Source organism: Nocardioides sp., assembly GCF_035697785.1.
Lineage (GTDB): Bacteria > Actinomycetota > Actinomycetes > Propionibacteriales > Nocardioidaceae > Nocardioides_B.
The window spans coordinates 34,383-58,588 of record NZ_DASSCL010000011.1; the positions used below are offsets into that span (position 1 = coordinate 34,383).

Consider the following 24,206-nt stretch of genomic DNA (forward strand, 5'->3'; position numbering starts at 1 on the left):
CGTACCGTCGGCTCATGACCATCACCGATCCAGCGACCACGACCGGCGGCACCGGCTTCCTCGAGATACCGCCGACCTCGGCCGACGTGCGGCGCCTGTACGACGACAGCATCGCGCAGCAGGGCTTCCTGATGAACCTGACTCGGTTGTGGGCACATCACCCGTCGCTGCACCGCGGTCTGTTCGACTTGGTCGGCCAAGCGGTCCGAGCCGGCGAACTGACCTTCCGGCAGCGCGCCATTCTGGTTGTCGCCGCAGCCTCAGCCTTCGGCGACGGGTACTGCTCACTCGCTTGGGGCGAGAGGCTCTCCGGCGTGGTCGGTGGCGACGTGGCCGGCCAGGTGCTGCGCGGCGATGACGGCTGGCTCGACCCCGCCGAGCGCGCCCTGGCGGGATGGGCCCGCAGTGTGGCACGGGACCCGAACGCGACCGAGGCCCGCGACGTCCAGCCACTGCGCGATGCCGGGTACGACGATGCGCAGGTATTCGCGATCACCGTCTTCGTCGCACTCCGCCTGGCCTTCGCGACCGTGAACGAGGCGCTCGGCGCACGGCCGGACACCGAGCTGCTGGCGACCGTTCCGGCGTCCGTCCTCCATGCCGTCACCTACGGAAGACCGGCCGTCGGTGCCAGCTCGTGAGCGCAGCACGGGGGCGAACAACTCGCCCGAACCAACCACAGTTGAGGAGCAAGTCCATGACCATCGCCGAGAACCCCATCCGCAACGGCGTCGACACCGCGACGTTGTTCGGCACGCTCGACGCCGTGAAGGGCGACACCGACATCGCAAAGTTCCGCTTCCGGGCCACCAACACCTGGCTGAGCGGGACCCACAATCGGTCGGTGATCCACGGTTTCCACGGCGCCAAGCAGGAGATGACGCACCGTGAGCCGTTCACGTTCGACGCGGACCACCCGCCGGTGCTGGTCGGGTCCGACCAGGGTCCGACGCCGGTTGAGTACCTGCTGCACGCACTGGCCGCCTGCCTCACTGCGGGTATCGCCAACATCGCAGCGGTACGTCGGGTGAACCTGACCGAGGTCTCCTCGACGGTCGAGGGTGACATCGACCTGCTCGGCATCCTCGGGCTGTCCGACGAGGTTCGCAACGGCTACCAGCAGGTCCGGGTGAGCTTCACGCTGCGGGGCGACGACCCGGCGAAGCTGCGCTCGGTCGTCGAGCAGTCCCGACGGCGGTCCGCCGTGTTCGACGTCCTCACGAACGGTGTGCCCGTCTCCATCGACGTCGACGCCGGCTGACGTCACGTCCACCCCGCCCTAGCGGATCACCAATCACGAACAAGACCCACCAGGAGATGAGATGAGCCGCATCGAGCCGAGCTACGAGGTCGTAGTCGTGGGCGCCCGCGCGGCCGGCGCCGCCACCGCCTACCTGCTCGCTCGGCACGGCCTGCGTGTCCTGCTGGTCGACCGCGGCCGATACGGCACGGACACCCTGTCGACGCACGCCCTGATGCGCGGCGGCGTGCTCCAGCTCACCCGGTGGGGGTTGCTTGACGAAATCATCGCCGCGGGGACCCCGGCGGTGCGGCGGACGACATTCCGGTACGCCGACGACCTGGTGCCGATCACCCTCAAGGAGTCGCACGGCGTGGAGGCCTTGTATGCGCCGAGGCGCACGATCCTCGACCCGATCCTGGTCGACGCGGCCGCAGCGGCCGGCGCCGACGTGCGGTTCGGCATCGCCTTGACCGGCGTCGCGCGGGACCGCCACGGCACGGTCACCGGGATCACCGGCCGGGCCCGCGACGGCGAGACGGTGCGGGTCGCGGCACGCATCGTTGTGGGTGCTGACGGCATCAGGTCAACGGTCGCCGAGGCTGTGGACGCGCCGTACGAGCGGGTCGGAAGGTCGGTCGCCGCCGTCACCTACGGCTACTGGACCGGGCTCGAGACCGACGGCTACGAATGGAACTTCCGGCCCGACGCCGCGTCTGGCGTGGTCCCCACCAACGCCGGACAGGCCTGCGTGTTCGCGAGCGCGTCGCCGCGCCGGATAGGCCGCGGTGGGCTGGGACCGCTCACCCGCATCGTCGCCGAGACGCCGGGAGACCTCACGACCCGGCTTGCTGCCGCCGGGCCTCCGGCCGCACTTCGGACCTTCACCGGCAGACCCGGCTACATGCGCCGGGCGTGGGGCAATGGTTGGGCGCTTGTCGGCGACGCCGGCTACTACAAGGACCCGCTGGGTGCGCACGGGCTGACCGACGCACTGCGGGACGCCGAGCTACTTGCCCGCGGGATTGTGGCCGTACTCCGCGATGGTGCGGGTGAGCGCGACGCCCTGTCCGGCTACCAGGCGATCCGCGACGCGCTGTCGACGGCGTTGTTCGACGTGACGGATGTGATCGCCGGCCACCGATGGACCGACGCGGAGATCCCCGGCCTGCTGCTCCAGCTCAACACATCGATGGCCGACGAGCTCGAGACGCTCGCCGCTCTCCCTCCACTTCCGGCCCTCCTCCACGTGCCGTGCTGAGAGCACAGAGGAGTAGGTGCGCGGGTTCGCTTGGGCCACCGAATGTCGGTGGCCCAGCGGGTGACATGTGCCCTGGCACGTGCCCTGCGTGGGCGGAGGAGAAGCGAGGTCGTAGGAGCGGGAGGATCAGGCCGAGGCGAGCGCCCTTGCCTTGATCTGGTCGAACTCCTGCTGGGTGATCGCTCCTGAGTCGAGAAGGGCCTTCGCCGAGGCGATCTGATCAGTCGGGCTCGATCCGGCGGAGCCGCCGGCAACAGACTTGATGTACTCCTCCTGTCGCTGCTGCATCTCCCTGTGCGCCTCGAGCGTGCGGTCATTCATACCCCGACCTCGAACAATGAGGTAGGCGAGCAGACCGATGAACGGCAGCACGATGATGAACAGCACCCACAACGTCTTGGCGAAGCCACCCAGGTCCTTGCTGCGGAAGAGATCACCGAAGATCCACCACAGGCACATGAACCATGCCAAGAAGATGAAGAACTCGAACATGGCAAGCAGGAACGAGCCGTTGTCGTCGAACATGTGCTGACTGCCTCCCGACTGGTTGACGCTGGACGACCGGTCCACGCGGACCCCAGCGCACGACGGGTCGAAACAAGGCGGTGCCCGGCCGTCGCGAAACCACGTTAGCGGTTCACCGGGGTGAGTGCCTTACCTCTGGCCAGCCCGTCACCGCCGTCCAATCGTGGTCGGAGGACGTCACCCGCGGACGCCCCATGCAGCAGTCCGTCATGCGGCTCGTGCGAGCCAATCGATCGCGAGATCGGCGACCGCGGTGGGGGCGTCGTCGGTGATGAAGTGCGCTGCGTCGTCGACGTAGGCGAACTCGATGCGATCGGCGTACCGCTCCGGGTCGCGGCAGATGCGCCCCAGGTGCTCGGCCCACGGGTGGTCCTGGCGGCCGAAGACGACGAGGGTCGGCACCGTGAGCCGCCGGCGCCGGTAGACGCCCCCCGCCAAGCGCATGGCTTCGGGCAGGATCATGCCGCGGGTGAGTGGCCGCACCGCGCCGTCGATGTCGTCTCGGCGCATGGGGGCGAGGTGCGCTTCGACGGTTGCCTCCGACAGCGGGTGGGCGACGTACGCCTCGGAGAACACCCCGCGCAGCGAGGCGCCCGGGCGGTGCCAGATGAACGGGGGGAGGTGCCGGAATCCCCGGGCGACCTTCGGGCTGAACTTCATGAAGGCCGGCGGCACGGAGAGCTGCACGGCCGACCGAACCCGCTCGGGGTGGTCGTAGGTCAGCTGCATCGCGGTGATGGCGCCCATGTCGTGGGAGACGAGGTGGGCGCGCTCGATGTCGAGGACGTCGAAGAGGGCGAGCAGGTCGCGCAGCCTGGTCTCGCGTTCGACACGCGGATCGTCGGCCACGGTCCAGCCGGCCCCGCGCAGGTCGGGGCAGATGGCTCGGTAGCCGCGCGCGGCGATGGCCGGAGCTACGGTGCGCCACTGCCACCAGTGCTGGGGAAATCCGTGCAGGAGCACGACTGGCTCACCTTCGCCGACAGTGGCGACGTGAGTATGCAGGCCGGGCGTCTCGACGACGAGATGGTCGAAGCCGGGGGTCGCCGGCAGCCAGGGTGACCAGGCCGAGGTGTCGACGTGACGGGTGATGCGGGTCTCGGGCGTGTCCATGATGACCCCTTCGCGCTGCGGGATACTATGTTCATAGTAGACCGGGTGGAAGGGATGTCAATGCCGTCGACGACCCGGGAGCGGGCCCTCGAGGCGGCCGTGCAGCTGCTCGGCGCCGAGGGTGTGCGCGCGCTGACCCACGCGCGCGTCGACGAACGGGCGGGCCTTCCGCCCGGTTCGACGTCGAACTGGTTCCGCACCCGGCGCGCGCTGCTCGGCGGGATCGTCGACTGGATCGCCGAGCACGAGCGCGCCGAGTTCGACCCGGCCGCGATGTCGGCGATCGAGGGCGTCGACGGGCTGATCGAGGGACTGTGCGCCGTGACCGAGCTGCAGGCCGGGCCGTTCGCCGCGCGCACCCGCGCGCGCTACGCCCTCTTCCTGGAGCTCTCCGACGACCCTGAACTGGGCGAGCCGCTGCGGCGCCAGCGCCGCGAGTTCGAGCGGTGGACCGAGAGCATCGTGACCGCCGTCGGCATCGCCGAGCCCGTTCCGGCGACGAGGGCTCTCATGGCGCTCGGCGACGGACTGCTCCTGCACCGGCTCACCGTCGACCCCACGCTGGCGATGCGCCCCGCCATCGAACGCGCAGTGCGCGCCCTTGCTGGGTCCTGACCTGACGCTCCGGCGCGCCGCGGCTGTGTCGACACGCGCTGAACGGGTACGACGAGACCAACGGATGGGAGCAACATGACCTCGACCGCAACGCCCGCGAGCGCAGGGGTCCGTGCCGGTCACGGTCCTGCTGGCGCATTCACCTCGATCGTCACCGCTGCGGTCGGGGGCGCGGCAACCAAGCTGGAGCACGAGATCGCCGGCTGGACGCACAAGCTGCATGCCGTCGCAGGCCGAGGCGGGGGTGCAATGGAGACGGCAGGTGCCGAGGGCGTCAAGGCGACCCTGCACGGTCGGAACCCGGTGCGGGCAGCCATCAAGGGCGCGTGGCAAGCGGGCACACCCGTTGTCAGGGCGGCCATCATCGCAGCGGTGGCATCCGTGATCCTGCTACTCGCCTTGTCCCCAGTGCTGTTGCTGATCTTCCTGGTCAGCCTGCTCATCCTTGCCGCCGTCCACCGGGCTCGTGCATCCAAGCCGTAGCCGCACTCCCGGGCCCCGGTGCCCCCCGCACTGAAACGGCCCGCTCTCAGGCAAGGGCACCGAAGGCTTCGTAGACCATGAACGCCGGCCAGAAGAACCCTTGGATGACGGCCAGGACGTACTCCCAGAAAGCGTCCGCCTGCTGCCAGAAGTAGACCAGCGCACCGAAGATGCCCAGGCCGTAGATCGCACCGCTGCCAGCTGCGGCGCCCGTGTTGTTACTCATCCCTCACTCCCTTCGCTTCAGCTCATACGTGGTACCGGGACCGGGTCCGCTCCGTCGATCGTCACTGGTCGGATCCGCGGGCCGCCGGAGGCGATGGTCATGAGGTCCAGGCACGCCAGAGCGCGGCGTACTCGCCATCCTGGCGGTCGACCAGCTCGTGGTGGCTGCCGAGCTCGACGACCCGGCCGTCGATGACCACGGCGATCCGGTCGGCGTCGTGGGCGGTGTGAAGGCGGTGCGCGATGGCTACGACGGTGCGTCCCTCGAGGAGGGCGTTCATCGACCCCTCCAGGGAGCGCGCGGTGCGCGGGTCGATCAGCGAGGTGGCCTCGTCGAGCACGAGCGTGTGAGGGTCGGCGATGATCAACCGCGCCAGCGCGATCTGCTGTGCCTGCGCAGGCGTCAGGGACTGCTGGCCCGAGCCGATCCGAGTGTCCAGGCCGCGCGGCAGCCGCTCCACCCAGTCCCGGGAGCCGACTGCCGCCAGGGCAGCCCAGACCGCCTCGTCGGGTGAGTCCTCGCGTGCGAGCACGATGTTGTCGCGCACCGTGCCGATGAACACGTGATGCTCCTGGGTGACCAGCGCGACCTCGGTGCGCAGGACCTCCAGCGGCAGGTCGACCAGGTCCACCCCGCCGACGGCGGCCGAGCCGGTGCGTGGCCGGTTGATCCCGGACAGCAGCCGTCCCAGCGTGGACTTGCCGGAGCCGGACGGGCCGACGATGGCCAGCCGCTCGCCGATCCTCAGGTCGAGATCGATGCCGTGCAGGACGTCGTGGTCCTGACGGTAGGCGAAGCGCAGGTCACGACCGACCAGCCGGCGCCCGTCGGGGCGTACGTCGAGCGGGGTCCGGTCCGGCGGCACTTCCGCGATGCCGAGCAACCGCGCGGTCGACGTCGCGCCGACCTGCAGCCGGTCAAGCTCGCCGACCAGCCGGTCGAGGGGCCCGCTGAGAGCCTCGACGTAGAGCACGGCCGTCGTGATCTGGCCGAGCGAGACGTAGCCGTACGCGTAGCCCCAGGCGCCGACCACGAGCGTGACGACGCGCGGGGTGTTGAAGGCGACATCGATGACGGAGAAGAGCAGGTTGCGCAGCGACATCGTGTAGCGCTCGGCTTGCGCGGAGACCTCGATGTCGTCGTCGCCCTGGGCCACCCTGCGACCGGACAGGCCGAGGGCCTCGACGGTGCGCGCCCCCTCGACGGTCTCGGTCAGCGTCGTGTTGATCCGGGAGTACGTCGCCCCCTCCGTGATGTAGCCCCGGGGGGCGCGGCGCAGGTAGCTGCGGATCGCGAAGTAGCTGGTGCTGATCACCAGCAGGGACGGCACCGCGAGCAGCACGGAGTTGAGCAGCATCGCGACCACAGACATCGCGACGGTCAGCAGCGAGATGATCGCCATCGGCAGGCCGAACTGCACCGCCCGGGACATGGTGCCGACGTCGCGAGTCACCCGCGTGACGAGGTCGCCGGTGCTGGCACCCTCCACCTGGCCGAGCGGCAGCCGCAGGATGGTGCGGACGATGTACTCCCGTGCCGATGCGAGCAGGTCCTGCCCGAAGATCGTCGAGGTCCACTGGGCCAGGAACGTGAAGAGCGCCTGCGCGATCACCACGCCCACGACCAGCAGCGCCACCCGGTCGAGGCCGACGCCGTCGGCGTCGACCGTGATGTCGACGAGGTTGCCCAGCAGTCGCGGAACGACGAGCGCGGTGGCCGCGGCGAGGCCGTTGAGCAGTACCAGGGCCACAAAGGTCCGGCGGCGGTCGACCACCAGCGCCTTGGCGAAGTCGAAGACCGCGCGGTCGCCGGCCACCGGCCAGCCCCGGTCGGGACGCCGCGCCGACTCGTAGACGCGGTCGGCCTCCTCGCGCCTGAGGTGGTGTCGCATCCGCCAGGCCGCCAGCCGCTCCGCGGGAGTCGCTCCGACCGGGGGTCGCAGACGCGGGTCGACTGCGGGTGCGTCGTCGCCGTGGTCCGCCCAAGTGGCGGCCGAGGTGTCGAGCAGGTCGGAGGTCACGTCGCCACCTCCTCGTTCATGGCGCGGGCCACGACCCCGCGGTAGGTCGGGTCGTGCGCCAGCAGGTCGTCGTGGTGGCCGTCGGCGACGACCCGGTCGTCGGCCAGCACGACCACCCGGTCGGCGTGGTGGAGCCAGAGCGGCGAGACGGTGCACACGACCGTCGTACGGCCGGAACGCAGGCGGGTGACCCGTTCCGCGATCCGCGCCTCAGTGTGGGCGTCGACGGCGGAGGTCGGCTCGACCAGGACCAGGATCGGGGCGGCGGTAGCCAGGGCTCGGGCCAGCACCACGCGCTGACGCTGACCTCCCGACAGGCCGCGGCCTCGCTCGTCGAGCTCGCCCTGCCAGCCGCCGGGCAGGGCGTCGTACACGTCCTCGGCGTTCGCGGCCAACAGCGCCTCCTCGGCCTGCCTGCGCGTGAGCCGCCGGTGCGGATCGACGGCATCCTGCAGCGTCCCGGCGAAGAGCTGGCTCCCGGTGTCGCTGACCAGGATCGTGGAGCGTACGTCGGCGAACGAGGCGTCCGCGAGGTCGACGTCGCCGAGCCGGACCCCCCAGTCGCCACGCGCGCGCTCGGCATCGCGGACGGCGATCTCGGCGCGCCTCCGGGCCCGCTCGGACCTGGCGACGCGCGCCGCCCGGCCCTTGAGCCCTTCGTCGGGCGCCTCGCTGACCGGCTCCGTGTCCGGCGGCAGGTACCGCCCCAGCCGGTCGGCCAGCCCGGCGGTCTCCTCGGGGACGGCGCTGACCACGACCGTCAGCTCGCCGGGGCGCACGGTCAGGCCGGTCAGCTCATCGGTGAGGCCGTCGTGGTGGTCGAGCTCGGCGGGGACGGGTCGGTCGCGCCACGGCGGCTCGGGCTCGAAGATCGCGATCGCCTTGCGGGCGCTGACCATCGACCGGGTGATCTTCTGTGCGAACTCGAAGAACGTCCGGATCGGGCCGATGAGGTACAGGCCGTAGCCGAGGAAGCTGATGAGCTGGCCGATGGAGAGCCGGTCGGCGAGCACCTCCTGGGTGCCGAGCCACAGCAGCAGCACGAGGAAGACGCCGGAGAACAGCACGCCCAGTGCCTCGATGACGGCCTGCCAGATACCGGCTGAGACGCCGGCGGCGCGCGAGCTCTGCGACTGCTGCGCGTAGTTGCGCCCGAAAGTGCGCTCGCCGCCGATGCCGCGCAGGATCCGCAATCCGGCAACGATGTCGGTCGCCATCGACGTCAGCTCGGAGTTGCGGGAGCGCTCGCGCTCCTGGCGGCGATGCAGCGGGCGCAGGAACGGCAGCGCCACGCCGACCAGAATGGGCGCGGCGACCAGCACCACGATGCCGAGCCGGAGGGAGGTCGCCATCACGATCGCGGACACCGCGAGGAACGAGACCAGCTGCGAGCCCGCGCGGGCGATGATCTCCGTCATCGCACCGAACTCGTCGGAGTCGCTGGACGCGACGCTGAGGATCTCTCCGGTGGGCGAGCGCCGCGGCAGCACGTGGCCCATCTGCGCCGCCTTGCGGGTGACCGCCATCGTGGTGCCGTAGAGGCTGATCAGCCAGCTACGAACCACGAGTGTGTGCAGCAGGATCCCGAAGAGGGCTCCGATCAGGGTGACGGCGAGCAGTGCCCCGGCGCCGGTCGCGATCGCACCCGGGTCGTTCCCCACGACGCCCGCGTCGATCGCCCGCCCGAAGATCCACGGTCCGACGATCAGCGGAAGCTGCCAGAGCACGCCGATCATGACGCCGACGACGACCAAGTTGCCTTGCTGGCGCAGGACCCACCGCAGGAACCGGAGCGGGCTGCGGGTGTCGGGGGCCTCGCCGACCGGCTCTCCCTCGGGGGTCCAGAACGTCGTCACGAGGGGAGGGAAGTCACGCATGGCACCTGCGAGCCTAGGGCCGACGGCCTGGGCGCGGCGAACCGTTTTCGCTCGTCCGTCGCCGGGCCGCGAGCCTGGAGATCTCTTGCCACTCGCCAAGAGCGGCGGTCACGCCGGCTCAGCGTCTGTCAGGACGCCGCGCTTCGCTGAGGTCCTGGCACAGGCCGGGTAGCGACACGGGGAGGCCTAAGGTCGTGAGCATGACCGAGCTGCCCGTCCTGGCCAGCGAGGAGCAGCGCCTCCTCGGGAGCCTCATGGAGAAGCAGAGGACCGTTCCGGGGTCCTATCCCCTCACTGCCAATGCGCTGCGCGCGGCCTGCAACCAGGCCAGCAACCGGGATCCGGTCGTCGACTTCGACGAGCGCTCGGTGGAGCAGATCGCGCAGGCTCTTAAGGCGCGCGGCCTGCTGCGGGTCGTCTGGGCCGACACGGGTCGCCGCACCTTGAGGTACCACCAGGTGCTCGACGAACACCTGGGGCTCGACGCCGACGAACGGGCTCTCCTGACGGTCCTGCTGCTCCGTGGCGCCCAGACACCGGGTGAGCTGCGGACGCGAACCGAACGGCTGCACGCGTTCGCCGACCGGGCCGCCGTCGAGGCCAGTCTGCGCAGGATGGCGGCCCGCCCCCAGCCGCTGGTTCGGGAGCTCGAACGGCGACCGGGACAGCACGACCGTCGCTGGATCCACCTGCTCGGGCCCCTCCCGGCCGAACCCGGCCCGGCCGGCGCGGCCGCCGTCGACCGTGACGCGGTAATCGCCGAGGGGGCGGCCGCCCGCGACGCACGCGTCCGTCTGTCGTACGACGCGGTTGCCGCCTCGTACGCCGACCATCGGGTCGACGAGCTGCAGGACCAGCCGTTCGAGTGCTGGCTGTTGGACCGTGTGGTCGCTCACACGGAGGGACGGCCAGTGGTGGAGGTCGGTTCGGGTCCGGGACACATCACGGCGTACCTGACGGCCGGTGGCGCCGATGCCACGGGGATCGACATCTCGCCCGCGATGGTGGACGAAGCTCGACGGCGCTTTCCGGATTCGCACTTCGAGGTCGGCGATCTGCGGCGGCTCAGCCGTCCCGCCATGAGCTCCGCGTGGGCCGCCGTGCTGGGTTGGTACTCACTGAGCCACCTCGCTGCGTCCGAGCTGCCCGACGCCGTCCAAGCTCTGGTGCGCCCACTCGCCCCTGACGGCTGGTTGGTCCTCGGGTTGCAGGCTGGCGCGAACGTCCAGCACCTCGACGACTGGTTCGACCACGAGGTCGACCTCGACTTCGTGTCACACGAGCCGTCGCAGGTCGTCGAGGTCGTCGAGGCGGCGGGTCTGGTCGACGTGGAGTGGTTCGTCCGCGGGCCCGTCGCCGCCCGCAACGAGACATCCCAGCGGTTGTACGTTCTCGGTCGCAGGCCTGCCTGAGTCGGAGATCAGCCGAACAGCTCTCCGAGCCAGTGTTCCTTCTTCTTGGAGCGATAGCTGTCCCGGCTGCCGTGGTCCCGGTCATGGTGAGTCGACGTCGGCGTGCCGGCGGGTGCTGAGCGCTGGGAGCCGCCGCTCTGCTCGCGTTCGGCGCGGTCCAGGATCTTGTCGAGCTCGCCACGATCCAGCCAGATCCCCCGACACTCGGGGCAGTAGTCGATCTCGACGCCGGACCGTTCGCTCATGACCAGGGTTGCCGAGTCATTGGGACACTTCATGGTTCCTCCTCAGGCGGTGAGTTCCCACCCTATGGACACGCCATGAGGACCCGTGCTCGCCGACCTCGATCTCAGGCTCCGCCCTCGCTAGAGCTCGGCGCGCAGGATCGACGCAGCACCGGCCATGGCGCGCAGCTTCCCCTCGGCACTCGCGCGGGGGAGGTACTTCATCCCGCAGTCGGTGGCGATGGTGATCCGGTCCGGCGAGGTGTAGGCGAAAGCTCGGCGCACCCGGTCGGCGACCAGCTCGGCGGACTCGACCTCGTGGTCGGACAGGTCGATGACGCCCAGGATGATGTGCTTGTCGCTGAGCTCTTTGAGCACGCCGAGATCGAGACCCGACTGTGCGGTCTCGATCGAGATCTGGTCGGCCGAGCAGTCGGCCAGCTCGGGAAGGAAGGAGTACCCCTCCGGCCGCTCGTGGATGATCGCGGCGTACCCGAAGCAGATGTGCACGGCGGTGGTGCCGGTGACGCCGTCGAGCGCGGCGTTGAGCGCGGCGAGGCCGTACTCGCGGGCCGCCTCGGGCCGTGCCTGCATGTACGGCTCGTCGATCTGCACCAGGTCGGCACCGGCGGCGTGCAGGTCCTTGATCTCGGCGTTGACCGCGGCGGCGTACGCCAGAGCCGCCGACTCGAGGTCGGGGTAGTGGTCGTTCTGTGCCTGCTGCGACATCGTGAACGGGCCGGGCACGGTCATCTTGACCGTGTGGTCGGTGTTCGCCTTCAGGAACTCGACGTCGCGGACGCCGATCGGCCGCGGCCGCACGATCGGTCCGGCGATCCGGGGCACCGGGTTGGGATGTCCGCTGCGATCGAGGGCCGTGCCAGGGTTGTCGATGTCGACGCCGTCGAGGGCGGTGGCGAAGTGGTTGCTGTAGGACTCCCGCCGCATCTCGCCGTCGGTGATGATGTCGAGTCCCGCCCGCTCCTGGGCGCGGATGGCCAGCACCGTGGCGTCGTCCTGTGCCTGCTCGAGATGCTCCGGCTCCACCCGCCACAGCTCCTTGGCGCGCACCCGCGGAGGGAAGCGGCCGGCCAGCTTGGCCCTGTCGATCAGCCAGTCCGGCTGGGCATAGCTGCCCACCAGCGAGGTCGGCAGGATCGGCAGCGGGGACGAGGTCGCAGTCATTCTGGTGACTCTACGACGGACGCTGCCGGTTGAGGAGGCCGGCCGATCCCGCAGTGCGTGCCTGTCGCGCGGCCGATCCCAGCTCAGGTCGCATACTGTCCGGGTGGACGACAACGCCGGAGCGGACGTCGTGGACACTGCTGGCGCCGCCACGCAAGGCGACGAGCTCGACCCGGTGGCCGTGGTTGCCGACCTCAACCGGATCACGAGCCCGACGGGCGTCGAGGAGACCTGTGTCGTCGAGCTCGGCGGCGTACCGCATGTGGTCTCCATCCGCGGCCGCCGGCGCCAGAACCCCGTCCTCCTCGTGGTCCACGGCGGACCGGGAACGCCGCTCGCACCTACGGGCTGGATGTGGCAGCGCCCGGTCGAGGAGTACTTCACCGTCGTCCACTACGACCAGCGGGCCGCCGGCCGCACCCATGCACTCACCGACCCGGAAATCGTCCGTCCGACGATGCACCCGGCGCAGTACGTCGCCGATGCGGTCGAGCTCACCGCCTGGCTGACCAACAAGCTGGGTGTGGAAAAGGTTGCCGTCTGCGGCCACAGCTGGGGCACGGCCGTGGCGACGCTCGCGGTGGTCGAGCGGCCCGACCTCTTCAGCGTCTACGTCGGCGTCGGACAGATGGTGTCGCTGGCGGAGGGCGAACCCGCGAGCTGGCGCTGGGTCCGCGAGGAGGCACGGCGCCGTGGGCTCGTGGACGCGGTGGCGGAGCTCGACGCGCTGCTGCCCTACCCGGGCGACCAGGGCACGCTTCTCGAGAAGATCCTCGTCGAACGGGCGTGGGTGCAACGCCTCGGCGGGTTCGGCGCGGGGCGGGACGGGTGCGCCTTCTTCATGGACGGCGACGTGCTCTCACCCGACTACACCAGCGCGGACCGGGTCGCCCTCGAGGCGGGGAACGCGCTCACCGCAGAGGTGCTGCTCCCGAGGTTGGCCGATCTCGACCTCGGGATCATCACGTCGTTCCCGGTCCCGATGGTGCAGCTGCTCGGCCGTCACGACGCCATGACGCCGCCCGGTCCGGTAGAGAGCTGGGTGGCCCGCCTCGAGGTGCCGAGCCTGGTCGTGGAGTGGTTCGAGGACTCGGCCCACATGGCGATGTTCGAGGAACCCGGGCACTTCTTCCTGGCCCTGTTGACCCACGTGCTCCCGCACGCCCGACCCGCGGGCTAGCTCTTCGAGGTGTAGTCGGCCCGCGCGACTGAGGGCAAGCCATCGACCGTGGCGCCACCTGCGGCTCGAAGCGCCGCTCAGCGCCGCCGATCGGTCCGCCGTCCTTGGCGACCCGGCCCTGTCGAATCGATACTGATGCTCATGGGTGCGATCACCTGGGGACCGGAGATCGCGGCCGTCTACGACACGGTCAATGCGGCGCAGTCCGCGCCGTCGGTGCTGGGCCCGATGGTCGACATGCTGTCTCAGCTCGCCGGAGACGGCCGGGCGCTCGAGTTCGCTGTCGGCACCGGGCGGGTGGCCCTGCCCCTGAGTGACCGCGGCGTTCCGGTGCAGGCGATCGAGCTGTCACCTCACATGGTGGACCGGCTGCACGGCAAGCCGGGAGCCGATCGCGTGCCGGTGACGATCGGCGACATGACGACCACCAGGCTCCCGGGCCAGTTCCGGCTCGTGTACCTGGTGGCGAACACCATCATGAACGTCACGACGCAGGAGGAGCAGCTCGCGGTCTTCGTCAACGCCGCGGCTCATCTCGAGCCCACGGGCTGTTTCGTCCTGGAGGTGATCGTGCCGCAGCTGCGTCGGGTGCCTCCCGGCGAGGTCGCCCGGGTGTTCTGCCTCGATCCCGAGCACGTGGGGATCGAGACCTTCGACGACGTCGTCGGGCAGGTCGCGTGGTCACATCACTGGTTCGAGGTCGACGGTCGCCTGGTGCGCCACTCTGCGCCGTACCGCTACGTGTGGCCGTCCGAGCTGGATCTCATGGCTCGGCTCGCGGGTCTACGGCGACGCGCGCGTTGGGCCGGGTGGGATCGGCAACCGTTCAAGTCGGACAGTGAGAGCCAGGTGGTTGTCTACGAGAAGCCCCTGGCCGGCGAACCGGGCGCCCCACCTGGCTGAACGCCGCCGCGACTGCCGATGTGAGCGCGCGGGGGACGAGGGGATCCAACGGGCGATGAGTTTCGTTGCGGTGCACGGTCGGTATGCGCATGCAACCGTTGTCCCGACCCTCGAGGAGCGCATGTTGACCACCAAGCACAGGAGCCAGGCGTGAGACTTCTGCTCACTTCCGCCGGCGTGAAGAACGCGAGCATCCACACGGCGCTGGTCGACCTGCTGGGCAAACCGATCGCCGACTCCAACGCCCTCTGCATCCCCACCGCGACGTACGCGCACCCCATGGCCGGTTCCGGCGCGGCATGGCGCTTCATCAGCGGCCGAGAGCCCAGAACCCCCATGTGCGAGCTGGGCTGGAAGTCCTTGGGAGTGCTGGAGCTCACCGCGCTGCCCAGCATCGGCGAGGACGGCTGGGTCCCCACGGTCCGGGAGGCGGACGTGCTGCTGGTGAACGGGGGCGACCCCCTCTACCTGTGCCACTGGATGCGGCAGTCGGGGCTGGCGGATCTCCTGCCTTCGCTGCGCGAGACGGTCTGGGTGGGGCTGAGCGCGGGGAGCATGGTGATGACCCCTCGCATCGGGGAGGACTTCGTGGGCTGGAAGCCACCCGCCGGTGGCGACAGCACCCTGGGCGTCGTCGACTTCTCGATCTTCCCGCACCTGGATCACGAGGACCTTCCGGAGAACACGATGGCCGACGCCGAACGATGGGCGGCCGGGATCCCGGGTCCGGCGTACGCCATCGACGACGAGACCGCCATCAGGGTGGCCGACGGCTCCGTCGACGTCATCTCCGAGGGGCACTGGAAGCTGTTCTCCTGACACCAGGAGTGCGCGCCGCGGCGGCTTGCCTGCCCCACCACTGAGCGAACAGGCCCCGCAACCGTGTGCTTCCTGGGGGTGAGCGGCAGCGTCAGTACCCGGGCAGCGCCGGATCGTCGGTCCGGGTCGCTCCGATCCGAGCCGCAGCCGACTCGCGTCCCGGCCTGATCGGGGCCGATGCGGTCGCGGCGGCCAGCCCGTAGCGCGGCATGTTCCCGTAGATCGTCTCGATGTTCGCGGTCCCGACACGATAGGTCTCGTGCCAGATCCCGACGTCGCCGGAGCGTCCGATGCGTCTGTTGAACTGGCGCCACGGCTCGAGGTGGGGATCGTCACGATCGCGGGCGAAGCGCGCCAGGTCTTCGAACGACCGCCAGTACTCCACGATTATCGGCGAGGGAAGGAACGCCTGCTCATACCCCAGCAGCCCCTTGTCAGGATGCTCGGCGAGGTACTTCAGCATCTTGGGCATCGCGGTGAAGACCGGCCACCAGGCGCGGACCTTCCACGGCTTGTTGATCCTCATCCCGATCAGGAAGACGACCACTTCGTCTCCGAGCGAGCTGACGTCTGCGGTGAAACGGCCCTTCTGCACCTCTGCCACGGCCGGTACCTCCTGACCGCGATTATCAGCGCTTGCTGCACATGTGCGGAATAGCACGATCGGCTACCACCAAGGGTCAAGGTGGCGTGCCACGATCACGTGTCAGCGTTGCTCGGACGGCGCCAGGGGCCGGTGATCGCGAAGACGTGACCCGGTGACTGGATGCAGGCGAACAGGATCCTGCCGTCGGCGCTGAACCCCGGCCCGGTGAACTCGCTGTCGTTGAGGTCGTTGCGGGCGATCGGGTACGTCTTGCCCTGGTCGGTGACGCCGACCAGGTGCTGGATGCCCGCGCCGTTCTCGGCGAGGATCAGCCCGCCGTAGGGCGAGACGGTGATGTTGTCGGGCCCGTCGTAGCTGTCGGTGTCGACGGTGGGGTCGGGGTTGACCCCGAAGAGCGTCTGCAGAGTGACGGACTCGGTGGCTGGGTCGTAGAGCCAGATCTGGCCGTCGTGCTCGTTCAGGCTGCCATCGCTGCTGCGGGCGAAGCTGGAGACGAAGTAGGCGCCGCCGTCTCCCCACCATGCCCCCTCGAGCTTGCGGCCGCGGGTGACCTGTTCGTCGGTGAGCTGACTGCGCACCGAGGCAGTCGCGGCGTCGCGGTCGGGCACGTCGACCCACTGCACGGTGTAGCGGGTTCCTGGCGTGGTCGCCGCGCTGAGGTCAAGGATGTGCCGGCTTCCGCGATAGCAGCTCATCGCCTGCAGCCGGCCGGCGGTGTCACCGCCGCTGTCCAGGGCGAGCGTGCGTAGCGCGTCTTTGCCGGCGGAGAATCCCTCCGGCGGCACCCAGCGGTAGAAGAGGCCGTTCGGTTCGTCAGCGTCCTCGGTCTCGTAGATGACGGTCGTCGCCGGGTCGATCGCGACCGCCTCGTGCGCGAAGCGGCCGAGGAACTTCAAGGGCACCGGGCTCTTGCCTACGTTCGCGGCTTGGCTGCTCGGGTCCACCTCGAACACGTAGCCGTGGTCCTTCTGACGCACGCGACCCGCCCGGTCCTCGGTCTCCTCGCAGGTGAGCCAGGTGCCCCACGGGCTCACCCCTCCCGCACAGTTGGTGCTCGTGCCGGCCAGGCTGACGTACTCGGCGATCCGGTTCCCCTCGGCGTCGACCTCGATCGTCGACGTTCCGCCGCGGTTCCCGGGGTCGTAGGTCAGACCGGGCAGCGGCGGCACCCCGAACGCCTCGGGTCCCGGCGGTTGTGCGATCGTGCGCCCGATCTCGTGGTTGTTCACCAGCACCCATCCGCTCCCGGCAGCGAACACTCCGGTGCCGTCGGGATCGCTGGCGGTCTTGGCTCCGTCGGTGGTCGTGGTGACGCCCGTCCTGGCCACGAGCTTGTAGGAGAATCCGGCCGGAAGTGACAGCAGGCCGTCAGGGTCGTCGACGAGCTCGCCGTACCCCTCGGAGGCACGGGTCCCTGCTACCGCAGCGATGTTGCCGGTGATGGCGATCCCGAGCCCGGCCGCAGCGGTGCCACTGAGCAATTGGCGTCGGTTGATGGAAGCAGTCATGACTATCCCTCGTGAAGGCGTGACTCCCGCATCCGCCGGACCCACGCAACTGGTCAGACCGGAGCGCCGGGTCCCCGAGACGTCGAGTCGATTTCTCGATGGGGGACGAACCCGCAGCTCTGAATTTCTTTCCATGAAACGTCACAGCTCGGACACGGTCAAGCAAACTGCACCACGAGTACGGGCCCGCGTCCGTCGCCTTGCTGAGGCGTCGTCACGCCGCTGGAGACAGTACGGCGGCCATCGCGGTCATCGGCCGCGAGCCCATTCCCCATCGGCACTCGGCAGCCACGCGCCGTCGGGCGGCTGTCCCCACCCCTCCTTGGCGGCAAGCTCGGTCACGGCCACGTCCAACGCCGTCATGCCGGGGTGGTCGGCGTCGCGTAGGTGCACCATCGCCCATGGATAGACAGGCACCGGCTCGACGAGCGGCCTGAGGACCGCCCCCGGCACTCCCGGGGACTCGCTCATGGTGAGGATGGGGCGCCGGTGCGAGCGGAGGTGCCGCGCGGTCTCGTCCGGCCCGATGACGTGCGGGTGCGGAGCAAACGGCCTCGCGCCGAACGCCTCGAGCAGGGCGGCTCCCAGGTCGACCCACTCGGGAGCGTCCTCGTTACCGGCGCTGGTGTCGATCTCCATGCCGCGGAGCCGGTCGAGCGGCACCTCGTCGAGTGCTGCCAGGGGGTGGTCGGTCAGCACCATCAGCCCCAGCGGTTCGTACCGGACCAACCGACGGTCCAGCTCGGGGGGAAAGGGCAGCGGAAGCCCTTCGGTCCTGCCGAACGCGACGTCGAGGCGTCCGGCGAGCAGCTGGGGGAGGGCCGCACCTAGTCCGCCCCCATAACGCACCGTGAACTCCTGCTGCGGGGTGGCCAGGCGCGCGGCGTCGACGATCCGGCCCGCCGTCAGCCCCTGACCGATGACGTCCACGAGGAGCGGACGGGTCGCGTCACCCAGGTCTCGGAGGGCCGCATCGTTGAGCGCGAGCAGCGCTCGGGCGTGAACCAGGAGACGCTCGCCGTCGTTAGTGAGCGAGACGTTACGGGTGCTGCGCACGAACAGGCGGACGCCGACCTGCGACTCCAGCCGACGGATGTCGCGGCTCAGCGCCTGCTGCGCCACGAAGAGACGGTGGGCGGCCCTGGTGAAGTGAAGTTCTTCCGCGACCGCCACGAAGGCTCGGAGAAGGCGGAGATCGAGCTCTTGCCGCACCCTGTCACCGTACTCGCGGAGCTTCGCATTGACGCAGTCAGCGGGTGAAAGTGCCCCAGGTCTGCCTCCACCTGCGTCCATTCACGCATCCGAGCTGTCAATCCCCGCCAAAGAGGTGTTGGACGTCGCGCGGTGACGAGGGTGACCGTTGATGCCATGAAGAGCGTCGCTCCCGGTCCCGGACCGGCCTCCCTGGCGGAAGCCTCGGCCGCGCACGATCGGCCGGGCCAGGTACCCCCGCCCTGCTCGCGGATCCGCTCCCCACTGACCCCCCTGGTGCTGGCGAACGCCGTGTCGCTGAGCGGCAACGTGATCATGACCGTCGCGATCCCATGGCTGGTGCTGACCACGACCGGCAGCGCCGCGCTCGCCGCGATCGCGGTCTTCGCCGGCGTGGTGGGCGCGGCCGTCGGTGGGGTGGCGGCCGGCCGGGTCGTGGACGCGATCGGCGCGGTCCGCACGAGCTCGGCCGCCGACCTCCTCAGCGGCCTCGCGGTCGTACCGCTTCCGATCCTCCTGACGCTCGAGGTGCTGGAGATCTGGCACGTGGTCCTGCTGGCCCTGGTCGGCACGCTCGCCGACTCGGCCGGCTCGACCGCGCGGCAGAGCCTGGTGCCGGCGGCGGCGGACGCCTGCGGGAACGCGCGAGAGCGCGCCAACGCGCTGTTCACCTCGGCGGAGCACGTCGGATACCTGCTCGGCGCCCCGGTCGCGGGCCTGCTCATCGTTGCCTTCGGCGTCGGCGGGGCGCTCTGGGTGACGGTTGCCTCGTTCGCGTTCGCGGCGCTCCTCGTCGGGTGGCTGGTCCGCCTTCCGAGCCCCGGCGCCGTGCACGCGACGGGGGCAGGGAAGGTCGGACTCCGTGAGACGTTCGACTTCATCTGGCGCGACCCGGCGCTACGCGCCCTGGTCCTGTTCCCGACGGCAGCGGTGCTGATGGTCGGCCCGCTCACACCGATCGTGCTGCCGGTCCTGGCTCGCGAGACGTTCGGTGATCCGGTCATGCTGGGGGTGATGGTCGCAAGCTACGGCGCCGGCGGCCTGATCGGGACGGCAGGCTTCGGGATCTTCGGCTCGCGCGTCCCGCGGCGAAGGCTGTACGTCGGCGTCTTCATCGTGCTGCCCTGCACGTTCGCCGGGGTCGCGCTGGTCCCGTCGCTTCCGGTGATCGTCGCCATGCTGGTCACGCTCGGAGCCGCGGCCGGTGCGCTGGTGCCGCTGCAGGCCACGATCCGCCAGGAGCGCTCGCCCGCGCGGCTGCTACCTCGCGTCGTCGGGCTCAGCACCGCAAGCATCCCGGTCGCCGCGCCGATCGGCGTCCTCGCCACCGGCTTCCTGATCGACGGGTTCGGACTGCATCACACCCTCCTGCTGATGACCACTGGCGCCGCGGTGCTCGGCACGGTCGTGCTGAGCAGCAAGGGGACCAGGGCCTTCGACGCGGACCCGGTCCTTCGGCCGAGCAAGGTCGCCCGGCCGGTCCCCGTCACGGCTGGCGGGTGCTGAGGCCCTCCTCTCCATCAGGTGCGCGGGCGGCTCATGTGTGAGTCCGGCACGGTCGCGCCGAAGCACAAATTCGGTACGGCGCAGTTCTACTACCAACGTCCCATGTCGGCACCGACTTCCGAGCCCATACGTTTCGGAAATGCGGACCTTCAAATCATTCCTCGTCCTCGCGTCAGCCACCGCCGCGGTCGCGGCCGTCCTGGTCGCGCCAGCCCACGCCGCCGTACCGGCGGACTGCGCCCCCGACGCCTGGGAGCCAGACGGCGACTGGGGGTTCTCCGCGAGCATCGCGGCCCCGGTCACGGTCGGCGGCACGGTCACCCGTGCCATCTGCCAGGCACCCAACCCGTTCCCGCGCACGAGCGCGGGACAGGACTTCGACTTCTTCCGCTTCACCGCGACGGGGGGCAAGGCCTACGCCGGCGAGATCACCGCCGCCGGCTCCGCACTCGGCCTCGGCGTCCAGGGCGGGCTGCAGATCGGCGGCCTGTACCGGGTCAATGAGGACGGCTCGGGCACGTCGATCAACAACGTGACGATGTCCAACAGCTTCGAGCGCTTCACCACGGACGTGCTCCCGGCGGGCGAGTACGGCTTCCTGACCTACACCCCGGACAACCAGATCTACCCGAACTTCGTCATGGACATCAAGACCGTCTCCGGGCAGGCCGGGGCCTACACGGTCAGGGTCTCCGAGTCCTCGGTCGACGTCCCGTCGGTGGCCTCGGTCACGCTGCGTTCGACCTCGGTCAAGTACGGGTCGACCGTGCAGGGCACGATCACGATGAGCGGCCCGGCCCCCGAGGGCGGCATGTTCCTCTTCAGCGACTCGAGCTCACGGTTCACGGCCAACCCGAGCTCGCCGTACCTGCCCGCCGGCGCCAGCTCCGTGGGCTTCACGGTGACCACCACCAGCCAGCGCCCGAGCCGCGACACCAAGGTGACGATCTCCTACAACACGACGACCGGCACGCCGAAGTCCGTCGTCCTGACCGTCAAGCGATAGCCGGCCGCTCGGGCCCCGTCCCGCCGGGAACGGCAGAGGACGGGGCTCGAGCGCTGGAGCACGGCGCCCCGCAGGCACACCCACCGCCGGCTGCGGCTCTTGCACGTGCCGCACGATGCCTTGGCGATGGGGCCGAGGGGCGGCCGTCGTCAGACTGTGATGGGCTCGGCTGCCGTCTGAACGGCCGTCCGGGACCTGACCATCCAGACTCCGAGGGTCACCAGAGCCAGCGCCAGGGCGACGCCGTACGGCGGTGAGGCCGCCTTGAAGCCGACGATCGCTCCGATCAGGATGGCCGAGCTGACGAGCCGCGGAAAGACGCGGGCGTGCAGCGAGGCGAGCCCGAAGAGCAACCAACCGATGGAGAAGAGCGCGAAGCTGGAGAGGAAACCGGCCTGCCAGATCGCCGTCTTCTCGGCGGTGAGCACCTCGGGCACGACTTCCGCCAGCCACGGGGCGGCGAACCCCTCGAACCACATGTCCGCACCGAGCGTGACGGTCCCGACCATGGCGGCGGAGAAAGCGACCAGTCCGAACGATCCCGCCTGCCGCGCCTGCCGGTCGTAGGCGGCGGACAGCGCGACCGCCAAGCCTGGGAACGCGGCAGCGTAGGCCAGGTTCAGCACGCGGAACACCGGGTCGGCCAGCATCGTGGCCGGGTCGTCGACATCCACGACGGCGAACAGCGCCACCTGGGTCGCGGCCATGTAGGTGCCCACCACGAGCACGATGACCCCGGCGTGACGTGAGAGGGGCGAGTCGGTCATCTCCGCGCTCCCGTTGCTGCGCGCTCGTCGGTGCGGTGGCTCACCGACGCGGATCGGACCAGCCACACGCCGAGCGTGGCGATCGCCACGCCCAGAGGGGTGCCCCACGGGGCGAGCAGAGCCTGGTAGCCGGCGACGCCGCCCACGACGACGAGGAGGGAGATCCAGGCAGGAAAGACCCGCGCCCGCAGGCTCGCGAGGCCGAACATCACCCACCCGAGCGCGAAGAGAACGTAGCTCGCCACGGCGCCGATCCCCATCAACGTGGACGGCGTGCTGAGGAGTGCCTCGGCGCCCGGACCCCCCGCGAGCCACGGGACGGCGAAGGTCTCGAACCAGAGATCGCCACCGAGAAGCATCGTGCCGAGGACGGCGGACGCCGTCCGCCAGGGTCGCGCCCTCGGCCTGATCTGACCTGCCTGAAGGCGCGTGACGATGGGGGCGCGACGAACGTTCCCGCGGTCACCTCGCAGCCTCCCCGGGGCTCGAGTGGGCGATCCGGGCGGCGTGCAGTCGCGCGTGCGCGATCGCGGCGGGTGTGTCGTCGAAGAGGTGCCGTTCGTGGGCGAGCTGGTCGTAGACGCCCAGGCGCAGCAGAACCTTCGTGTGTTCGGGTTGCACGCCCGAGAGCAGGACCGTCACCCCGCGGTCCTCCAGCCGGTTGATCGTGTCGGCCAGCACCGCTGCGCCGGTGGCGTCGATGGTGGTCACCCGGGACAGGCGCAGCACCACCACGTGGACGCGACTGACCTCGGAGAGCTCCAGCAGGAAGTCGTGGGCGGCGGCGAAGAAGAGTGGCCCGTCGATCCGGTAGGCGACGATGTGCTCGTCGAGCAGCGCGTGCTCCTCGTCGAGCTGGTCGTCGGTGTCGTCGAGCGGGGTCTGGTCGAGCCGTGCGGCCTGCGCGGTCTGGCGGAGCGCGAAGAACCCGGCTACGACGAGTCCGATCAGCACGGCGGTGACGAGATCCACCGCCACCGTGGCCACTGCGGTCACGACGAGGGCGGCGGCATCGCCCGACGTTGAGCGAAGCAGGGCGGAGACACTGGACACCCTCACCATCTGCACGGCGGTTGCAACGAGTACGCCGGCCAGGGCCGCGAGGGGGATCGCGGAGACGCCGCGCGCGGCAACCAGCACGACGGCGAGCAAGACCGCGGAGTGGATGACGGCGGCCAGTCGCGAGGTTCCTCCGGACCGGATGTTGACAGCGGTCCGCGCGATCGCGGCGGTGGCCGGCATGCCCCCGAACAGCGGACTGGCCAGGTTGGCCAGGCCCTGGCCGACCAGCTCGCGGTCGGGGTCGTGCCGTTGACCGATGGTCATCGCGTCGGCGACCGTGGCCGACAGCAGACTCTCCAGGGCCGCCAGTGAGGCCACGGCGATCGCCGGGAGGAGGAGCTGGTCCAGGTCGCCCAGGCCGACGTGGGGGACGGAGGGGGCGGGAAGGCCCGACGGAATGGCCCCGACGGTCGTGGCGCCCCAGTCCAGCCAGGAGTTGCCTGCCGTGGCGACAGCGATGGCGAGCAGGGATCCCGGGAGCGCCGAGCGCAGTCTCGCCAGCATCAGGACTGTCGCGACCACCCCGACGCAGATCAGCAGGGGAGTCCAGCTCATGTCGGCGAACCAGTTGCGGACCGCGTCGTAGGCGAGCGCCGTCACCTTCTCTCCATCTGCCGGCACGCCGAGCGCAGCAGGCAGCTGTTGGAGCCCGATGATCACCGCGATGCCGACGGTGAAGCCCTCGACGACGGTGACCGGGACGTAGCGGATCACCCGCCCCGCCCCGGCGTACCCGAGCACGACGAGGAGAAGCCCGGCCAGCAGCCCGACGACGAGCACACCGTCGGGACCGTAGACGGCGATGATCGGGACCAGGACGACGGTCATCGCGCCGGTGGGTCCGCTCACCTGGACCCTGCTGCCGCCGAAGACGGCCGCAACCGCCCCGGCGACGATGGCCGTGACCAGACCACTCCGGGCGCCCATGCCCGAGCTGACCCCGAAGCCGAGCGCCAGGGGTAACGCGACCAGGCCGACCATGAGACCGGCGGTCAGGTCACGACCCGGACGTACGTGTGTGAAGTCCGACCGGTGCGGGAGCAGCTGCAGCGTCCGGCTCAAGAGGCCGCGCGGGGTCACTGGCGCGTCTTGGGGGTGAGCTCGGCCTCGAGCTCGCCCTGGGCAGCGATGATGCCGGACAGGATCTTGCGGGCAGCCATGAGCAGGTCACGCACCTCGGGGACGCTGACCGAGTAGACGACCTCGCTGCCCTCACGGCGCGAGACCACCATCGAGGTACGACGAAGCACGCCGAGCTGCTGGGAGAGGCTGCTCGGCTCGATGCCGATCTCGTCGAGGAGCTCGTGGACGGCATGGTCGCGCTCCGAGAGGAGCTCGAGGATCCGGATGCGTGCCGGATGGCCCAGCGTCTTGAAGAACTCGGCCTTGGCCTGGTAGAGCGGCACGCCCATGCCTGTCCTTCCGTTCGGGTCGCCGGGGTCGCACTTGAAGATT

Annotated in this window: 25 protein-coding genes; 11 read left to right on the top strand and 14 right to left on the bottom strand. The window is 70.1% G+C overall.

The genetic code is table 11. The annotated features are described in order from the left end of the window. The first annotated feature begins 14 nt into the window (after nt 1-14). The 3 genes from VFH10_RS01470 to VFH10_RS01480 all read left to right on the top strand — a co-directional run bounded on the left by VFH10_RS01470 (nt 15) and on the right by VFH10_RS01480 (nt 2,501). Nucleotides 15-641 carry a hypothetical protein gene (locus VFH10_RS01470; protein WP_325125254.1) on the top strand — a complete coding sequence of 209 codons (627 nt, stop codon included), beginning with the start codon at nt 15-17 and terminating at the stop codon, nt 639-641. A gap of 56 nt (nt 642-697) precedes the next feature. Continuing rightward, nucleotides 698-1,261 carry an OsmC family protein gene (locus VFH10_RS01475; RefSeq protein ID WP_325125255.1) on the top strand — a complete coding sequence of 188 codons (564 nt, stop codon included), beginning with the start codon at nt 698-700 and terminating at the stop codon, nt 1,259-1,261. A 61-nt stretch (nt 1,262-1,322) separates the two neighbouring features. Continuing rightward, nucleotides 1,323-2,501, top strand: coding sequence for an NAD(P)/FAD-dependent oxidoreductase (locus tag VFH10_RS01480; protein ID WP_325125256.1), 1,179 nt, complete (start codon nt 1,323-1,325; stop codon nt 2,499-2,501). 126 nt (nt 2,502-2,627) lie between these two features. Here VFH10_RS01480 and VFH10_RS01485 read toward each other — a convergent pair whose 3' ends face one another. Continuing rightward, entirely contained in the window at nt 2,628-3,026 is a 399-nt protein-coding gene (locus tag VFH10_RS01485; protein WP_325125257.1) for an SHOCT domain-containing protein, read from the bottom strand. A 207-nt stretch (nt 3,027-3,233) separates the two neighbouring features. After that, complete coding sequence (locus VFH10_RS01490) at nt 3,234-4,139, bottom strand: alpha/beta hydrolase (RefSeq protein WP_325125258.1); 906 nt, start codon at nt 4,137-4,139, stop codon at nt 3,234-3,236. Between the two features lie 60 nt (nt 4,140-4,199). Between VFH10_RS01490 and VFH10_RS01495 the strand changes: the two genes are divergently transcribed. Further along, nucleotides 4,200-4,754, top strand: coding sequence for a TetR family transcriptional regulator (locus tag VFH10_RS01495; RefSeq protein ID WP_325125259.1), 555 nt, complete (start codon nt 4,200-4,202; stop codon nt 4,752-4,754). 75 nt (nt 4,755-4,829) lie between these two features. After that, a complete protein-coding gene (locus VFH10_RS01500; RefSeq protein ID WP_325125260.1) occupies nt 4,830-5,237 on the top strand; it encodes a hypothetical protein in 408 nt (135 codons plus the stop codon). 46 nt (nt 5,238-5,283) lie between these two features. Here VFH10_RS01500 and VFH10_RS01505 read toward each other — a convergent pair whose 3' ends face one another. The 3 genes from VFH10_RS01505 to VFH10_RS01515 form a co-directional block, all read right to left on the bottom strand. Continuing rightward, nucleotides 5,284-5,463: a hypothetical protein gene (locus tag VFH10_RS01505; RefSeq protein WP_325125261.1), complete on the bottom strand. Its 180-nt coding sequence runs from the start codon at nt 5,461-5,463 to the stop codon at nt 5,284-5,286. Between the two features lie 97 nt (nt 5,464-5,560). After that, nucleotides 5,561-7,483, bottom strand: coding sequence for an ABC transporter ATP-binding protein (locus VFH10_RS01510; protein WP_325125262.1), 1,923 nt, complete (start codon nt 7,481-7,483; stop codon nt 5,561-5,563). Further along, on the bottom strand, nt 7,480-9,339 hold the full coding sequence (locus tag VFH10_RS01515) for an ABC transporter ATP-binding protein (RefSeq protein ID WP_325125263.1): 1,860 nt from the start codon (nt 9,337-9,339) through the stop codon (nt 7,480-7,482). Before VFH10_RS01515 ends, VFH10_RS01510 begins: the two co-directional genes overlap by 4 nt. 221 nt (nt 9,340-9,560) lie before the next feature. Here VFH10_RS01515 and VFH10_RS01520 point away from each other — a divergent pair, with 221 nt between their 5' ends. After that, entirely contained in the window at nt 9,561-10,772 is a 1,212-nt protein-coding gene (locus VFH10_RS01520) for a DUF480 domain-containing protein (RefSeq protein ID WP_325125264.1), read from the top strand. Between the two features lie 8 nt (nt 10,773-10,780). Here VFH10_RS01520 and VFH10_RS01525 read toward each other — a convergent pair whose 3' ends face one another. Next, a complete protein-coding gene (locus VFH10_RS01525; protein ID WP_325125265.1) occupies nt 10,781-11,050 on the bottom strand; it encodes a zf-TFIIB domain-containing protein in 270 nt (89 codons plus the stop codon). Between the two features lie 87 nt (nt 11,051-11,137). Then, nucleotides 11,138-12,181 (bottom strand): uroporphyrinogen decarboxylase family protein, encoded by a 1,044-nt coding sequence (locus VFH10_RS01530; protein WP_325125266.1) that lies wholly within the window; start codon nt 12,179-12,181, stop codon nt 11,138-11,140. Between the two features lie 103 nt (nt 12,182-12,284). Here VFH10_RS01530 and VFH10_RS01535 point away from each other — a divergent pair, with 103 nt between their 5' ends. From VFH10_RS01535 to VFH10_RS01545, 3 genes are all read left to right on the top strand, one after another. Continuing rightward, nucleotides 12,285-13,361, top strand: a complete 1,077-nt coding sequence (locus VFH10_RS01535; RefSeq protein ID WP_325125267.1) for an alpha/beta hydrolase — start codon at nt 12,285-12,287, stop codon at nt 13,359-13,361. Nucleotides 13,362-13,502: 141 nt separating this feature from the next. Next, complete coding sequence (locus VFH10_RS01540; protein WP_325125268.1) at nt 13,503-14,264, top strand: class I SAM-dependent methyltransferase; 762 nt, start codon at nt 13,503-13,505, stop codon at nt 14,262-14,264. A gap of 150 nt (nt 14,265-14,414) precedes the next feature. Beyond that, complete coding sequence (locus VFH10_RS01545; RefSeq protein ID WP_325125269.1) at nt 14,415-15,083, top strand: Type 1 glutamine amidotransferase-like domain-containing protein; 669 nt, start codon at nt 14,415-14,417, stop codon at nt 15,081-15,083. Nucleotides 15,084-15,174: 91 nt separating this feature from the next. Here the strand turns inward: VFH10_RS01545 and VFH10_RS01550 are convergent, their stop codons facing one another. The 3 genes from VFH10_RS01550 to VFH10_RS01560 form a co-directional block, all read right to left on the bottom strand. Beyond that, nucleotides 15,175-15,687 (bottom strand): DUF4188 domain-containing protein, encoded by a 513-nt coding sequence (locus VFH10_RS01550; protein WP_325125270.1) that lies wholly within the window; start codon nt 15,685-15,687, stop codon nt 15,175-15,177. A gap of 95 nt (nt 15,688-15,782) precedes the next feature. Then, nucleotides 15,783-17,198: an alkaline phosphatase PhoX gene (locus VFH10_RS01555; RefSeq protein ID WP_325125271.1), complete on the bottom strand. Its 1,416-nt coding sequence runs from the start codon at nt 17,196-17,198 to the stop codon at nt 15,783-15,785. A gap of 249 nt (nt 17,199-17,447) precedes the next feature. Further along, on the bottom strand, nt 17,448-18,410 hold the full coding sequence (locus tag VFH10_RS01560; protein WP_325125272.1) for a LysR family transcriptional regulator: 963 nt from the start codon (nt 18,408-18,410) through the stop codon (nt 17,448-17,450). A gap of 156 nt (nt 18,411-18,566) precedes the next feature. On the opposite strand from VFH10_RS01560, the gene VFH10_RS01565 reads away from it, so the two are divergent. Next, entirely contained in the window at nt 18,567-19,916 is a 1,350-nt protein-coding gene (locus VFH10_RS01565; protein ID WP_325125273.1) for an MFS transporter, read from the top strand. Nucleotides 19,917-20,055: 139 nt separating this feature from the next. Then, nucleotides 20,056-20,922, top strand: a complete 867-nt coding sequence (locus VFH10_RS01570; RefSeq protein WP_325125274.1) for a hypothetical protein — start codon at nt 20,056-20,058, stop codon at nt 20,920-20,922. 149 nt (nt 20,923-21,071) lie between these two features. Here the strand turns inward: VFH10_RS01570 and VFH10_RS01575 are convergent, their stop codons facing one another. The 4 genes from VFH10_RS01575 to VFH10_RS01590 all read right to left on the bottom strand — a co-directional run bounded on the left by VFH10_RS01575 (nt 21,072) and on the right by VFH10_RS01590 (nt 24,163). Further along, on the bottom strand, nt 21,072-21,689 hold the full coding sequence (locus VFH10_RS01575) for a hypothetical protein (RefSeq protein ID WP_325125275.1): 618 nt from the start codon (nt 21,687-21,689) through the stop codon (nt 21,072-21,074). Beyond that, nucleotides 21,686-22,048 carry a hypothetical protein gene (locus VFH10_RS01580; RefSeq protein ID WP_325125276.1) on the bottom strand — a complete coding sequence of 121 codons (363 nt, stop codon included), beginning with the start codon at nt 22,046-22,048 and terminating at the stop codon, nt 21,686-21,688. The genes VFH10_RS01575 and VFH10_RS01580 overlap by 4 nt, the downstream gene beginning before the upstream one ends. A gap of 103 nt (nt 22,049-22,151) precedes the next feature. Further along, on the bottom strand, nt 22,152-23,831 hold the full coding sequence (locus VFH10_RS01585) for a SulP family inorganic anion transporter (RefSeq protein ID WP_325125277.1): 1,680 nt from the start codon (nt 23,829-23,831) through the stop codon (nt 22,152-22,154). Continuing rightward, the gene (locus tag VFH10_RS01590; protein ID WP_325125278.1) at nt 23,828-24,163 is read right to left on the bottom strand and encodes a metalloregulator ArsR/SmtB family transcription factor; all 336 of its coding nucleotides are present in this window, start codon (nt 24,161-24,163) and stop codon (nt 23,828-23,830) included. Before VFH10_RS01590 ends, VFH10_RS01585 begins: the two co-directional genes overlap by 4 nt. Nucleotides 24,164-24,206: the final 43 nt, after the last annotated feature.